Here is a 14,084-nt window from a genome sequence, read left to right on the forward strand (position 1 = left end):
GCGCCTTCCTTATTCAGCCGCGAGCGGGATTGCGGGTTCACGCAGTTCCGCGATCTGGGCGTGGAAATCCGCCTGGCTCGGGCAATGGGTAAGCCGGGTGCGGAAGGCGTCGATCATCCAGGTGGCGGCAGGTCCGGGCGGGTTGGCGAGCTGGCGCATCGAATAGATGGGATACTCCCCCTGTTCGTAGGCATCGAGATCAAGATGGACGAGCGCGCCGCTCAGGAGATCGTCATGGATGAGCGACGCCGGGAGGCCGCCCCAGCCGAGGCCGGCCTTGATCAGCTGATGCTTCGTGGTGATATCGCTGACGCGCCATGTCTTGTAGGACAGCACGTTGAAATCGCGCCCCTTCGTCAGGCCCGACGCATCGGTGACGACGAGCTGCACCTCATCGCGCACGTCGCCGAGCGTCAGCGACCGGTCGAGCCCGGCAAGCGGGTGGTTAGGCGCGGCGACAGGCATCATGAAGGAGTGGCCGATGCGCTCGGTGACGACCGAATCGTCCTGCTTCAGAACCGCTCCGCCGATCCCGATCGTCGCCTTGCCGCTCATGACCAGATCCATAACCATTCCGAGCTCACCGACATTGAGGTTCAACGAGACGGACGGGAACATCTCACGGAATTCGTGGAGCACGTCGACCACGGCCTTTGACGGCACCATAACGCTGATGGCGACGGAAACCTCCGCTTCGAGCCCTTCCTTCAGGCTCTTGACGCGCGCCCGCATGACCTGCAGATCGCCGAGGATACGGCGCGCATCCTCCAGCATCGCCTTGCCTGCCTCCGTCAGCTTTGGCTGGCGGGCGCCGGAGCGCTCGAAAAGCGGCACTTCAAGCTGCGCCTCCAGATTGGCGATCGTATAGCTGACCACCGACTGAGCCCGGTTCAGCGCCCGCGACGCAGCCGAGAAGCTGCCGGTCTCGGCAACGGTCAAAAACACCTGCAACTGGTCCAGGGTTGGGTTCGGAAGCATATCCATCCATTCCATCGATAGTTTCGATCGACATTATCACCGTTTTTTCGATAGCAAGCCAGACCTATTTTCCGCTTCGAGACTGCGGCTCACCTCCCAAAACGGGCCGACAAATCCAATTCGAAAGGAAATGCACCATGTCGTCCATCCTTCTTCTGACGTCCAGCCCGCGTGCCGAATCGCTCTCGACGCCGATCGCCGTCGAACTCGCCGAGAAGCTGAAGAACCAGAATCCGGGCAGCGTTCTCGTTCGCCGCGACCTTGCCGCCAGCCCGCTGCCGCATATCGACGACCTCTTCACCGGCGCGATCCGTAAGCCGGCCGAGGCCCGCACCGCCGAGGAAGTCGCCGCCGTCAAGACCTCCGACGAACTCGTCAATGAACTCTTTGCCGCCGACACGATCGTCATCAGCACCGGCCTCATCAACTTCAATATCTATTCGTCGCTGAAGACCTGGATCGACAACGTCGCCCGCGCCGGCCTGACGTTCAAGTACACGGAAAGCGGCCCGGTTGGCCTGCTCACCGGCAAGAAGGTTTACGTGGTGCTCACCTCGGGCGGCGTCTACTCGCAGGGACCGGCTGCCCCCTTGAACCACGCCGTACCGTACCTGAAGTCGGTTTTCGGCTTCCTCGGCATCACCGACATCGAGACCATCTACGTCGAAGGCCTCGCCTTCGGTCCTGAAGCTGCCGAAAAGGCCATCGACGCTGCCAAGACGCGCGTCCAGGAAATTGCGCTGGCCGCTTAATCGGTTCTTCAACGCTTATTATAGTGCAGCGGCCGGCATTCGCCGGCCGTTGTCATTTGTCGATAGCAGCGACAAAATCCCGGACCGTCTCGAGGATTTCGGCCGACAGAGCCTCATCGGAGGAAATCCTCGCAAGACCGACGCCGCCGGCCATCATCGCGAAGGCGATTATCGCCTTACGTCGACTTTCGCCTTCGTCCACTCCCGCGGCCTTGCTTGCCAAAGCTTCGAAATTACGCCGGATCCCGGCAGTCGCGATCGCCCTCGCCTTCTCGCCGCTGCGGGATAGATCGGAGGTCAGCGCGGCAAAAGGACAACCTTCACCGGGATTGTCGCGATGATAGGCGCTGACATACCGATCGGCGATATCGGCCGCGGTCATCTCCGCCGGGTTCACACCTTCGGCCTCAAGCCCGCGTCCCCATGAATCGAAGGCGAACTGGACTGCCTCGGCGACGAGATCGTCGCGGGAGGCGAAGTGCTTGTAGAAGCCGCCGACAGTCAGGCCGGCCTCCTTCATCAGGTCGGCGACGCCGATACCGTCAAGCCCCTCCTCGCGCAGCCGCCTCGATGCGGTCTCGACGATCTTCTCGTGCGTCTTCTGTTTTTCCAGTTGCGAACGCCCCATCGGAATTCTCCTCCGCATTGCCTCTTGACTCATGTAGATTACAAGCATAATCCTTGTAGATAACGATCATAATCCAGATCGTTGCCATTTCCAAGAGGAGCATGAATCATGCGTCTAAGAAACAAGGTCGCGCTGATCACCGGCGGCAACAGCGGTATCGGTCTTGCGACTGCCAAGGTCTTCATCGACGAGGGTGCAAAGGTCGTGATCACCGGCCGCAATCCCGAAACGCTTGCCGCGGCCGAAAAGGCGCTTGGGGCGGGTGTCGTCGCGCTGAAGGTCGATGTCACCGATGCCGCCGCCACCGAGAAGGCCTTTGCGGAAGTCGCCGCAAAAGTCGGCAAGTTCGACATCGTCTTCGCCAATGCCGGCATCGGCGGCGCGACACCACTCGGTGACACGTCGCCGGAGCAGTTCAATCAGATCATCAGCACCAATCTGACGGCCGTCTTCTTCACCGTGCAATCAGCCCTGCCGCATCTCAGCGACGGCGGTTCGGTCATTCTCAACGGTTCGGTGCACGCCGTGCTCGGCGCTCCCGGCTGGTCGGCCTATGCGGCGACGAAGGCCGCGGTCCGGGCGATGACGCGCAACATGGCCTCCGAACTCGCGCCGCGCGGCATCCGCGTCAATCAGGTGACACCAGGCGGCACGAAGACGCCGATCTGGTCGCCGATGGCCCAGACAGAAGATGCGATGTCGGCGCTCGAAGCCCGCATCGGCGGCATGAGCCCGCTCGGCCGCATGAGCGAAGCCGACGAAATCGCCAAGGCGGCGCTTTATCTCGCTTCGGATGATTCTGCCAATGTCACCGGCATCGAGATCACCGTCGACGGCGGCATGACGAGTGCCCCGTCCGGCGCCAAGATCTTCCGCGCCGCGTAAGTGAGCTGGGGCCGGGCAAGTCGAACTTACCCGGCCTCGATCAGCTGTTCCTTGCGCGGCGGGCCACACGAAACAGAACGATTGCCAAATTGGCGACGGCAAGCAGCAGCAGGACATGCAGCATGGCTTCAATCCCGGAGGAAACGATCAGGTTGCCGGCGATCAGCGGAAAGCCGAAGACGCCGATGAAATAGGACAGCGAGAACAGGAGAAGCGATTGCGGCATGAGACCTGCCGGCGCTTCATTTGCGGCCAGCCCGTTGATGACGGAATAGGTTAGCCCATATCCCAGGCCCAGCATTGCCGCGGCTCCGAGATAGGCCAGCTGACTTGATGTCACCACCAGGAACAGCAGGATGGATGCCAGCGTCAGGCTCGTCAGCACCAGAAGCGAATAGAATGGATCCTTCTTGACCACATATCCCGCCACGAACAGCCGGCTCAGAATGGCGGCGGACATGAAGCCGATGAAGAACAGCGAATAATCGAAACCGTGCGCCTTGGCGTAGCTGGTCTGAAAGCTGGAGAGCCCGCCGAAAATCGCGCCGCCGATGCCGACCATGGCGATGGAATAGATCGCCCGCGACCCGATCACCTGACGCGCAGCGGCAAAGGAGATCTTGTTGACATGCGGCAAAATCTTGCCGGCATTGGTCAGCCTGAGATGCAGCAGGAAATAAAGCGCGCCGCCGACGAGGCTGGAGAGGAATGCAAAAGCGAAGGCCGTCTCGATCGGCAAGGACCAGCCGGTGGCAATGCGGCCGATGATCGGTCCGGCGCCGATGCCCGACATCATCGATCCCGACAGCAGGGCGAAGAACCTGATGCGGTGCTCGGGTTCGGTGATCGCCGCGACCAGGATGGGGCCGAGCGCATAGAAGGTGCCCCAGCCGATGCCGAGGACGAAACCGACGGTCATCAGGCTCAACCCGGCCGCGGGAACCGTGGCAAATCCCAGCCCCGATGCCGCCAGAAATAGTGCTGAAACCGCCACCGCCCGCGCCGAGCCGATGGCATCGGCGATGTGGCCGGACAGGATCACGAGAATGACGGTGCTGACGGTCGCGGCCGAAATGATCAGGCCGGCGAGCGCCTCATTGCCGCCGCGCTGCCCCACCAGCACCGGGATCAGAAAGGTCACCCCATAGGCGATCGACAGAAGAAACCCGCCGACGCACAAAACGGCAAATTCGCCGCCATCGACCTTCGTTCGCACAGCTGTATCACTCATGTCTCCACGCCCCTCGCAGGAAAGCTCATCCATTGCGGCAATGGAGATCACGTTTGCAACAGGCTAACAACCCGTTTTTATTGTCCTTATAACATATTGAAAAATCATGATGTCGGCGGCAGATGTTTCGGTTTATGCAACATCACAAACACCGGCAACCCACGCACTGCGTTGATCGGGTCAACCGAGTTTCACGACACCGGAACGGCCGACGACACAATTGCGGCCACTCTTCTTTGCCGCGTAGAGCCTGCCGTCGGCAGCCGTCAGCACGGCGGTGAAATCGACGCCGTCCTCGTCGGCGGTCGCCACGCCGATGCTGACCGTCACCGGCTTGTCATCCGGCGTCTTGACGCTGGTGGCAATCGTCCAGCGCAGCCGTTCGGCAAGCAGCAAAGCTTCCTCGTGATCGGTGCCTGGGCAGACGGCGACGAATTCCTCGCCGCCGAAGCGGAAGATGCGGTCGCTCGAGCGCAGCGTCGTACCGAGCCGGGCGGCGATCGCCTTCAGCACCTCGTCACCCTGAAGATGCCCATAGCCGTCGTTGACATCCTTGAAGTGGTCGGCATCAATGATGAGCACCGTGGCGTAGAGACCCTGCCTCATCGCCTCACGCATCATCAGCGGCGCCTCCACCTCCATGCGCGTCCGGTCATAGACGCCGGTCAGCATGTCGCGGCCGGTACGCTCCAGAAGATCGTTGTAGCGCTCGCGGAACGTCAGGTCGCCGAATACGTCGCTGATCGAACGCGCGGAGACGGCCTTGCCGCCGCGGCGAATACGATATTCATAGATTGCAAACATTGCCGCATAGAGGCAAACGGCAAGCATTTTCGCCTTCCAACCTGCCCAGAATGCGGCGATCGGCACATCCAGGAAATAATTCAGCGCCGCAAAGAAGCCGATCTGGTCGAAGGTCAGCAGCACGAAGCCCGAAATCAGGAAACGCAGGACGACGCGCCGACGGAAGAAATCGCCGAGCTTTTCGTAAAGCAAAATGATGCCGAGCGAATCGACATAAAGCAGCGCCGTGCCCCAGACCATCAGCCAGCCCATCTCCTGGAGGAAATCGACATCCGGCGCGTGGGCGGGCGACATCTGCAGCGGCAGGTGCAACTGCAGCACCCAGGCAATGCCGACGGTGAGCAGGTTGCCGAGGAACAGGCCATAGATCGGCTGGCGCACCGTCGCGGCATCTTCCTGCCGGTAAAGCATCAGGATCATCATCAGCTTGCCGGAGAAGAAGACCGACGAGCCCGGCGACACGTCGCCGAACGGCAGCGCGACATAGAAGACCGCCGCCAGATAGGTTTCCATGAAATGCATGACGCCGAGCGCCGTCAGGAAAACCCCGAGACCGAGCCGATGACGGAAATGCAGAAGCGTCACCATCAGCACGAAATAGGCGACGGCTTCGACGACGAAAAGAGCGAGGTTGAGCGTCTCCATCACCATACCCCGGCTTCAGGCCGGCGCCCTGGACGGAACGCGGGCGCAACGGTCGCGACAGCGGATGCTTTGGTCGATTGTCCGAAAAAGTCAAACACGAGGGCGGCCCTGCATATGCTGCAGGCGATACCTTTGACTGCAATCCTTTAAGATTGCGTGAGCGAGATGCCGATCCGCGGCAGCGTCGCCGCGTCACAGGATTGAAAAACAAGAATAATTGCGGCCGGCATCAGGTATGGATGCGGCGGATCCCGGTCTCAGACCTGACGAAGCTTCTCGCCGTCACCAAAGAGTGACGAACCATGCTGATCGATAATCTGCTGCGCCTTGCGCACCGTGCATTCGAGCGCATCGTCGGAGGAGGAAAACAGATCGGCGCGGATGAAATTGCGCACCAGCACCTCGTCGCCGACCTTCTTTTCGATGCGGCCGGCAAGGCGATACTGGCTGCCTTCCCTGCGCGGCTCCGCATAGATCGTGCAATCATTGTAAAGCTGCGGCTCGCCGGAAGGGCCTGCCGCTTCGGACGCCGGTTTGCCGCCGCCGGAGAACATCGAAAAGAGATTTGAAAGGAACGAAGCCATGATCCGCCTTTAGCACGATGGCATTGCTGTCGCCAAGTCAAATGATCAGGTTGGCGAGGATCTCGTTTTCGGTGATATCCTCGTAACCCATGCCGGCGGCTTCGAAATTTCCGATCAGCCGGGCGAAATTCTCCGGCGCCTTGGTTTCGATGCCGATCAGGATCGAGCCGAAATTGCGCGCCGATTTCTTCAGATATTCGAAGCGGGCGATATCGTCGTCAGGGCCGAGCAGATTGAGGAAATCCCGAAGCGCGCCGGGGCGCTGAGCGAGCCTGAGGATGAAGTATTTCTTCAGCCCTGCGTAACGCATGGCTCTTTCCTTTACGTCAGGCAGGCGCTCGAAATCGAAATTGCCGCCGGAAACGATGGCGACGATGGTCTTGCCGCGGATCGCCTGGGCGTCCATCGCAGCGATCGCGGTCAGCGACAGAGCGCCTGCCGGCTCCAGCACGACGCCTTCGACATTCAGCATCTCCTGGATGGTGACGCAGATGGCGTTCTCCGGCATCAGCTGCACTTGGCTTGCCGGGAAATCGCGAAGGGCGGCGAAATTCAAGTCGCCGATGCGGGCGACGGCGGCGCCGTCGACGAAGTTGTCGACCTTGGCAAGCGTCGTCACCTCACCTGCCTCGATGCTGCGCCTGAGGCTCGGCGCGCCGGCGGGCTCGGTAAAGACGAAGGCCGATTTCGGCACTGTGCCGTCGAGATAACCGGTGATGCCGGCGGCAAGGCCGCCGCCGCCGACCGGCAGGACGACCATGTCAGGCACCGTTCCCTCAGGCAGCTGCTGCATGATCTCAGCGGCGACGGTCGCCTGCCCTTCGATGATATCGGCATGGTCGAAGGGCGGCACCATGACACCGCCGACCGCCTCGACATGGTCGCGCGCGGCCTGGTAGCACTGGTCGAAGAAGTCCCCGAACAGCCGGATGGTGATGAATTCGGCGCCGAACATGCGGGTCTTGTCGATCTTCTGCTGCGGCGTCGTCACCGGCATGAAGACGACGCCCGGCACGCCGAAATGGCGGCAGACGAAGGCAAAGCCCTGGGCGTGATTGCCGGCCGAGGCGCAGACGAAGGTCTTGCTGGAAGCACCCTGCCCGATCGCCTTGCGGAAGAAGTTGAAGGCACCGCGGATCTTGTAGGAGCGCACCGGCGACAGATCCTCGCGCTTCAGCCAGATATCGGCCCCGTAACGCGCCGAGAGATGATCGTTGAGCTGCAGCGGCGTTGCCGGAAAAAGGCTGCGCATTGCCTCTTCGGCGCTTTCGACATCAAGTCTCGTCACGGGCGTGATCCATTCTCATAACTATACCGCCGCTATGGCACAGGCCGGCCGGCATGGGAAAGGCCGCTTCGGCCGTTTACGGTTCGGCCCCGGCCCTGTTTGCGAAAGCTTTTCTTAAGCCAACCGCGAAATAGCCGGCACATGAACTGATTTTAACTGTCAATGAAAAGACGAGCCACTAAATATGAAGCCATGATCATGTTCAAATTCGCAAGACCGCTCGCCTGGCTGCTGCTCGCCTTCATCATCTTCGTCACGGTTTCGCCGATCGGGCTGAGGCCGGAGACCGTTACGACTGTCGATACCGACCGCGCGAGCGCCTATATTCTTGTCGGCCTCGCCTTTGCGATCGCCTATCCGAAACAGTGGAAATTGGTGGCCGTGCTGCTGATCGCGGGTACCGTCGCCATCGAATATCTGCAGTACCTCTCGCCGACGCGCCATCCGCGCCTGCATGACGCCGGCATCAAGGCCATGGGCGCCGCCATCGGACTGCTGGCCGGCTGGGTGATCAACAGGTGGCGCGAGACGCTGATTATCTCGGGTTAGAAACCACGCAACTCCATGGCCCAGAAGAACAGCGGTATTGCAGCAATCGCGGTTCCCAGAACAAGCGCGACACTGGTCTTGAATATCCGGATGCGCCGAACCCTGGCACCAGTCCAATCGTAAACCATCGCCTTACTCCCACAAGACAACACTTACTCAACCGCCGCGGCGCAATCCTTACACCGAAAATGCTCTTGTCAAGCAATAACACGCTTATATCCACAATATACATGCATATTCAACCGGTATTATGCAGTTGAAGGCAGGCAGAATCGAACCCGCGTTACCAGGGCCGATAGACTGTCGCTGAGATCCGTTACACTTGATCGGCGCTGGGAACGACTATGATCCCGTCAGGCAGCGCCGGCTTGATGCTCGGCGGCGAGGAGGTCAATGCCCCTCGCCGTCTCTCGCGCTTGTGCACGAATTCCTAAGACCTCAATCCGGAACGCAATGGCGCCATGGCGCCAATCATCAAGCCTAGCCGTCATAATGGCCGGAGAAGGCCGCTTCCGCAGACTTGACCGTGACAGCCACATTCACGCCCTTTGTCACCGTCGCGCCGGTGGCGCGAAGATCGGTCACCACCTTCAGGCCGCCCGCCTTGGGGGCCGGGAGCGGCAGTACGGTACCTGCGTCCAGATCAGCGACCCAGAGCCCGTCTTGACCTTCAACACTAATAACAACAACTGTAGCCATGTTTTTGCCCTCTAACGATTGATGTTTAAAATCCAGCTTTCTTCAGGCCTTCACGATAAAGATCTTTATGCCATTGCTCTTTACTTGGTACTGCGGACAACCACTTGTCCACATCGAAGTCCGGATTGCCTTCACGAAACCTTCTTACGAAGATCCGCGCCTTGTCCTGATGACCCAACATGGCCCAATTTGCAGCGGACAACCTATCCGCTAAATGAGGATCGGCCATCTGCCCGATATAGTCCAGCGAAGCTTCGAATTCGCCGAGGGCATAGTTTGCTCCCGCAGCCGTCCAGAAATAGGTGTCGGGACCGAGCGGGTTCAGCTCGATTGCCCGCTCGATCTTTCGCAAGGCCATGGCGGGAAGCGAACAATGAACCAGCGTGTCGGCGTAGTCGGCAATCACGTCGGCGTAGTGTGGCGCGAGGCTTTCCGCGACTTCCATGGCTTCGGCACTTTCATCGAACGCGCCCTGCAGCAATTTGGCGACGCCGAGCTCGCGATAGCCATCGGCGAAATCCGAGCGCATCCCGGTGACCTGCTTGGCGAAGGTCTCCGCCAATTGCAAAAGATCGATATCTCCCCGGGCCGTCAGCAACCATTCCTTGGAGTAGGTCCGCGCCATCGAACTTAGCGCCGGTGCGAAATCGGGGCTGACGCTGAGCGCGGCCTTCATTTCCTTGCGGACGCGCCGCAGGTTCGGAAGCGTCAACCGCGCCAGGTGCCGCCTGCCGACAAGATATCTGTGGTAGGCAACCGGGTTCAGGTCTTCGCGCAACGCCTCATGACGCTCGATTTCGCTGGACACGGAGAGAGCGATCTGCCGGGCAACAACTCTCCTGTCTCTGGCGAGATCCATACGATCGAGGCTGAACCTTTCGGCCCAGACGATCTGATTCTGATCGAAAAAGATCAGTTGGGCAAACAGCGTCACCTCATCGCCCATATTGCTGATCCGGGTGTCGAGGATATAGTTGACGCAATGGCGTTCGAAGAAAGCCTTCTGCGTCTCCACCTGGTGGCCGATTTGAACCGCCGAATACGGGGCTATGACCTCCAGGCTGTTGAAGACGCAAAATCCGATGGTGATATCCTCCACCAAAGACGCGGCTAAAAAACCGGCTTGCGGCCGAGCGGATTGATTTCTGGGGGGAAGCAGCACCAGGCGGGGAATGGCAATGCGGATATCTTCGGGCTCAAGGGGAAGAGAGGCCTCAAGTTTCGCCGTTGACGACGCGGATGGCGGGCGCAGGAAATTCGCGTCACCGTCGTCGGACCCGGTGCGCGCGGTGCTGCCTTTCGATGTCGCACTGCGCCGCTGTTCAAAATAGCTCCGAAGTAATTCGACTTCCCCTTCCGCCTTGAAGATCTTTATCAGCAGTTGCAGCGTCTCCGGATCCTTCGGCTCGGTCCGAAACAGGATAACCGCGGCCTTCCTCAGGAGCTCGGCGTCCTTTCGCGACGGGGCCAGCTGCGACGCCGTTCTCAAAGTATTGGCGAGAAGCTCGTTATGGTAATTTTCACGTTCGGCGAGCCAATGCTGAAACTGGCGGTTATGGCTGTGAACCGGCTCGAGAAAAGGCTGGTTCATCAGCGTCACCAGCTGTCTCAACCGGGAGAACGGCTCAACCTCTTCCCCCTCGCCGGCCAGCAGCATGTCGGACGACAGTGCCCCCCGGTCGAGAGTGAGCACGTTGCCCTGAGATGAAAGGATGTTTACCCCGAGATCGATTTGACGGGCCTTAATTCTCGAAATCACCTTCCGTAAAGTCGACAGTGCAACGTCCCGGTCGGCCTCGCCCCAAAGGAAGCGAGCCAAGGTCGTTCGATCCGCCGAACCTTGATCGGTTGTAAACAAGTAGGCGAGAAGCAGCAGGCCTTTCTCGGGAAACGCAACAGCGCTCCCCTCCTCGTCGACGAGCTGCAACCTCCCGAAGGTCTTCAGAACAAAAGCCATTTTGCCTTTTAAGTCACCACATGTCCCGGCGCTCACAATGAAAAGTGAAGTGCACGTATTGCAACAGTAAAAATCACGAACTCTACCCCAGCCAGCACTTTGTCCCAATGTCCTGCGAAATTCAACAAGCTTCTGTCGCAAGGGTTGTGTTAAGTTTTCTACGCTGACCGGGATGAAACTCACAATCGACTGTCACGCCCTGCATGGGGACAGCGTTAATTTAAGACTTCCTAATGTTCAGTAGCTTGTCGGAGCTTTGATCGGCGCGCCGGAGTGTCGCTTTACTCCCGAATACGGCTGGACATTCGAGCGACCGGGTGATTGAGGGCGTCCAGACTTTGAAATGGAATCGCACCTCAACACTGAATATCGGTTGAGAATGCCGCCTCTCTTTGTTAGCAGGGAGAACCACGCGGACGTGGTGGAATCGGTAGACACAAGGGACTTAAAGCAAAATTGAGTGCACTGGCGGAAACGCCTGATGTAGAACTGCTCAAAGTCGGGGAAACCTGTCAGATGGCAATCCCGAGCCAAGCCCCGCAAGGGGAAGGTGTAGAGACTAGACGGGCAGCACCTAAGGCAGACGCTAGGGTGAAGGTATAGTCCAGACCACAAACGCCGGAAGGCGGCGGCGAAAGCCGTAGCGGTAAGAAAATCCCTCGGCCTAGGCTATGCGGGTTCGACCCCCGCCGTCCGCACCATATGCCATTATCAGGCCACCGATGAGACGATGGACGTCACCGCAGGCCTGTAGGTTTCATTGCGAGGGAAAACCGTTGAACCGGTACAGTTCCCACCCAAACCCGTCTTTCAGCAGCAAGGTCGAGTCCGGCAACATTCTCGATATGGTTTTTTCCGCCAACGCAAACTTGGCGGCGCCGATGCGATCGGCCAACAACGGCTGTTTCTCCGTCTCCCGGATAAAGTACCGGATGTTGTCGCGTTTGACGAAGGCGTCCACGTCATTTTCGGAATCAGGAAATATATAGGGCGGCAGCAACCATCCCTTATCTCTACCGCCCGTGTAGGCGGCCTCATATAAGGTGCTGCCCGTGTCGAACGGTTGAAATACGGTCCTCAAATCATTTGCCGCGACATAGCGATAGATGATGTAGCCTTCACGCTGGGCCCCAAGAAAATCATCGAGTTTTTGCCGGCCGATCAGGACATCCATGACGCCCTGCTCCATCCAGGAATATGGCTGCCGATTGGGGCGGTAGATGAATTTGACGGCAGGACGACAGAAAACCACAAGAGCGATAACCGCCACTGCAAACGTAAACAAATGGCCATTGATGGCCCTGTGTCCGGCCCGCACGCGTCCAGACATATCGAACACAAAGCCACCCGGCTGAGTGATTTTACTCATTGCAATTTTTTCCACGATCAGGCTCGCGCCGATGTAAGCAATAGAAAAATACAACAAATAGGCCGGCGTCGCCCAACGGATGTGGTTGAACATGACGGCGTACCAGATGATGAACATCGCAGCAGTTATCGCGACAAGCACAAATATCCTTCTGAACGACGCGAGCAACGCACCAATGATCAGGATGAGAGCGACGGTCGCATATTGGCGGCGATCCAGAAACCAGTCATGCAGGATGAAGAAGAAGTCGTGCCAGCCCTGGCGGGTCGTCAGATCGGTCACGAAAACCCGGTTTGCCGGATCGAAAGCACGGCCGAGTTCAAGCCTGTAGTTCGCTATCCACTGGTCTGAAAGTCCGGGATGCCCGAAAATGAATGGATAGATAGGGTTACCGAGCAGGATGAGATTTTTGATGTACCAGTAGCCCGCAAGGGATAAGAACGCGGCCAGGCAGGTCAAAAAAAGCGAAAACGACATTTTGCCGCGATAGATCGACGGCAAGAGCGCCGAACCGATCAAGCCAACCATCTGAAGCTCGGTGTATTTGCCACCGACTGCCCCGCCCAAGAGCAAAGCACAAGAGACGATCTCGGAGGGCCTGCGGGTCTCAAGGTAGCGCCAGAGATAGAGGACAGCGGCAACCGAAAAACAGGATCTGGGAAGGTCTGTCAGAGGAACTGCCGCGCCTGGTGTAAAAAAGCCCTGGAACGCGATCAGATAGAAAACCAGCAACAATCCAGCCGCCCGCCAGCGGTGCGAACAGCTTGTGAGCAATAACAAAAATCCGAGGAAAATCGCCGCGTTCATCAGACCCGCCGCGAGCCAGTGATCGACGAACAGCAATGCACTGGCGAAAAGCACATTGAAGAAAAGCGGTATGTTTCCGTAAAAATTGCTGTCTATCTGCGGCGTGACAAATCCACCATGGGAAACGATGCTTTGCGCGAGCGGAATCTGAAAAGCCCAAACGTCCGCTGATCCTGCCGGGAAAAGCGCTGTTACCGACATTACCCCAATCAAGCCAATCAATGCGGTGGACGCCAAAAGGGGAAACGGATTGCCCTTGGCAGTCGCCGCCACACCCATCACCGCCAGATTGCGCAAATCGACAAAAATCGCCAGAACATCGTTCCGTCGCCAGATCATTAAAATTGCGGCAAGAGGCAGCACGATGTCTATGCGCAGCAGATGGATCACTCCGAGAGCGGTTGCCAAACCACCGACGAGAGCGATCCCCGGCAAGATACCGCTTAAGAGCATATCCGTTGCGTCACGAACAGGCGGATGAACGCCGCGATTTAGCCAAAGCACAAGAGCGCGATTGAGGGTCAGGCCAAACAGCAAAATCGCTGCAATGACCAACCAGGCGGCAACGACAGTCATGACCGGATGTATTCCTCTCACCTGTTGCGCTTCCCGCTTCATCAGCGGCATCGATGCAGCTCGCAAACCCTCCGATGGGAATGAAATTCGACCCGGCGACGACCAGTCACGGCTCGCTCTCGATTCCCATCACCACGGCCGGAGGGATCATTCTCCCAGCCGCCACTGGCATGGCTCGGCATAAATGGGAAATTTTCCCATTTGTCAATTATTGACGAAGGGAGACCTGCAGCCGTCGCGTAAATGATTGAATTTATTAGTGGGAGCGAGATGGAGCACGATTCCGGGAGACGCTTCACTTTTCGGCATCATGCTCGGCTGTTTGCAAAGCG

At 58.8% G+C, this 14,084-nt stretch carries 12 protein-coding genes; 3 read left to right on the forward strand and 9 right to left on the reverse strand.

The window, feature by feature from the left end; all coding sequences use genetic code 11:
* Positions 1-9 precede the first annotated feature (9 nt).
* Complete coding sequence (locus FHX14_RS10030) at positions 10-978, reverse strand: LysR family transcriptional regulator (protein WP_003587057.1); 969 nt, start codon at positions 976-978, stop codon at positions 10-12.
* A gap of 137 nt (positions 979-1,115) precedes the next feature.
* On the opposite strand from FHX14_RS10030, the gene FHX14_RS10035 reads away from it, so the two are divergent.
* Complete coding sequence (locus tag FHX14_RS10035) at positions 1,116-1,730, forward strand: FMN-dependent NADH-azoreductase (protein ID WP_003587059.1); 615 nt, start codon at positions 1,116-1,118, stop codon at positions 1,728-1,730.
* Between the two features lie 52 nt (positions 1,731-1,782).
* Here FHX14_RS10035 and FHX14_RS10040 read toward each other — a convergent pair whose 3' ends face one another.
* The gene (locus FHX14_RS10040) at positions 1,783-2,358 is read right to left on the reverse strand and encodes a TetR/AcrR family transcriptional regulator (protein ID WP_003587061.1); all 576 of its coding nucleotides are present in this window, start codon (positions 2,356-2,358) and stop codon (positions 1,783-1,785) included.
* A gap of 108 nt (positions 2,359-2,466) precedes the next feature.
* On the opposite strand from FHX14_RS10040, the gene FHX14_RS10045 reads away from it, so the two are divergent.
* Positions 2,467-3,243 (forward strand): SDR family oxidoreductase, encoded by a 777-nt coding sequence (locus tag FHX14_RS10045; RefSeq protein ID WP_003587063.1) that lies wholly within the window; start codon positions 2,467-2,469, stop codon positions 3,241-3,243.
* Between the two features lie 40 nt (positions 3,244-3,283).
* On the opposite strand, the gene FHX14_RS10050 is transcribed toward FHX14_RS10045, so the two are convergent.
* The 4 genes from FHX14_RS10050 to ilvA all read right to left on the reverse strand — a co-directional run bounded on the left by FHX14_RS10050 (position 3,284) and on the right by ilvA (position 7,795).
* The gene (locus FHX14_RS10050) at positions 3,284-4,474 is read right to left on the reverse strand and encodes an MFS transporter (RefSeq protein ID WP_003587065.1); all 1,191 of its coding nucleotides are present in this window, start codon (positions 4,472-4,474) and stop codon (positions 3,284-3,286) included.
* Between the two features lie 180 nt (positions 4,475-4,654).
* Positions 4,655-5,926 (reverse strand): GGDEF domain-containing protein, encoded by a 1,272-nt coding sequence (locus tag FHX14_RS10055; protein ID WP_080589092.1) that lies wholly within the window; start codon positions 5,924-5,926, stop codon positions 4,655-4,657.
* Between the two features lie 254 nt (positions 5,927-6,180).
* Positions 6,181-6,507: an HlyU family transcriptional regulator gene (locus FHX14_RS10060; RefSeq protein WP_003587069.1), complete on the reverse strand. Its 327-nt coding sequence runs from the start codon at positions 6,505-6,507 to the stop codon at positions 6,181-6,183.
* A 37-nt stretch (positions 6,508-6,544) separates the two neighbouring features.
* A complete protein-coding gene (gene ilvA / locus FHX14_RS10065) occupies positions 6,545-7,795 on the reverse strand; it encodes a threonine ammonia-lyase (RefSeq protein ID WP_184376988.1) in 1,251 nt (416 codons plus the stop codon).
* A 192-nt stretch (positions 7,796-7,987) separates the two neighbouring features.
* On the opposite strand from ilvA, the gene FHX14_RS10070 reads away from it, so the two are divergent.
* Positions 7,988-8,344, forward strand: coding sequence for a VanZ family protein (locus tag FHX14_RS10070; RefSeq protein WP_184376989.1), 357 nt, complete (start codon positions 7,988-7,990; stop codon positions 8,342-8,344).
* Between the two features lie 480 nt (positions 8,345-8,824).
* On the opposite strand, the gene FHX14_RS10075 is transcribed toward FHX14_RS10070, so the two are convergent.
* The 3 genes from FHX14_RS10075 to FHX14_RS10085 form a co-directional block, all read right to left on the reverse strand.
* Positions 8,825-9,043: a hypothetical protein gene (locus FHX14_RS10075; protein ID WP_164009146.1), complete on the reverse strand. Its 219-nt coding sequence runs from the start codon at positions 9,041-9,043 to the stop codon at positions 8,825-8,827.
* A gap of 25 nt (positions 9,044-9,068) precedes the next feature.
* Positions 9,069-11,000, reverse strand: coding sequence for a hypothetical protein (locus tag FHX14_RS10080; RefSeq protein ID WP_184376990.1), 1,932 nt, complete (start codon positions 10,998-11,000; stop codon positions 9,069-9,071).
* A gap of 757 nt (positions 11,001-11,757) precedes the next feature.
* Positions 11,758-13,752, reverse strand: coding sequence for a hypothetical protein (locus FHX14_RS10085; RefSeq protein ID WP_184377033.1), 1,995 nt, complete (start codon positions 13,750-13,752; stop codon positions 11,758-11,760).
* Between the last annotated feature and the right edge of the window lie 332 nt (positions 13,753-14,084).

Origin of the sequence: Rhizobium sp. BK619 (assembly GCF_014195245.1) — a bacterium.
Lineage (GTDB): Bacteria > Pseudomonadota > Alphaproteobacteria > Rhizobiales > Rhizobiaceae > Rhizobium > Rhizobium acidisoli.

Coding starts and splice junctions, on each gene's coding strand:
- FHX14_RS10035 (WP_003587059.1), top strand. CDS start 1,116: ATGTCGTCCATCCTTCTTCTGACGTCCAGCCCGCGTGCCGAATCGCTC.
- FHX14_RS10075 (WP_164009146.1), bottom strand. CDS start 9,043: ATGGCTACAGTTGTTGTTATTAGTGTTGAAGGTCAAGACGGGCTCTGG.
- FHX14_RS10040 (WP_003587061.1), bottom strand. CDS start 2,358: ATGGGGCGTTCGCAACTGGAAAAACAGAAGACGCACGAGAAGATCGTC.
- FHX14_RS10070 (WP_184376989.1), top strand. CDS start 7,988: ATGATCATGTTCAAATTCGCAAGACCGCTCGCCTGGCTGCTGCTCGCC.
- FHX14_RS10085 (WP_184377033.1), bottom strand. CDS start 13,752: ATGACTGTCGTTGCCGCCTGGTTGGTCATTGCAGCGATTTTGCTGTTT.
- FHX14_RS10045 (WP_003587063.1), top strand. CDS start 2,467: ATGCGTCTAAGAAACAAGGTCGCGCTGATCACCGGCGGCAACAGCGGT.
- FHX14_RS10080 (WP_184376990.1), bottom strand. CDS start 11,000: ATGGCTTTTGTTCTGAAGACCTTCGGGAGGTTGCAGCTCGTCGACGAG.
- FHX14_RS10060 (WP_003587069.1), bottom strand. CDS start 6,507: ATGGCTTCGTTCCTTTCAAATCTCTTTTCGATGTTCTCCGGCGGCGGC.
- FHX14_RS10050 (WP_003587065.1), bottom strand. CDS start 4,474: ATGAGTGATACAGCTGTGCGAACGAAGGTCGATGGCGGCGAATTTGCC.
- FHX14_RS10030 (WP_003587057.1), bottom strand. CDS start 978: ATGCTTCCGAACCCAACCCTGGACCAGTTGCAGGTGTTTTTGACCGTT.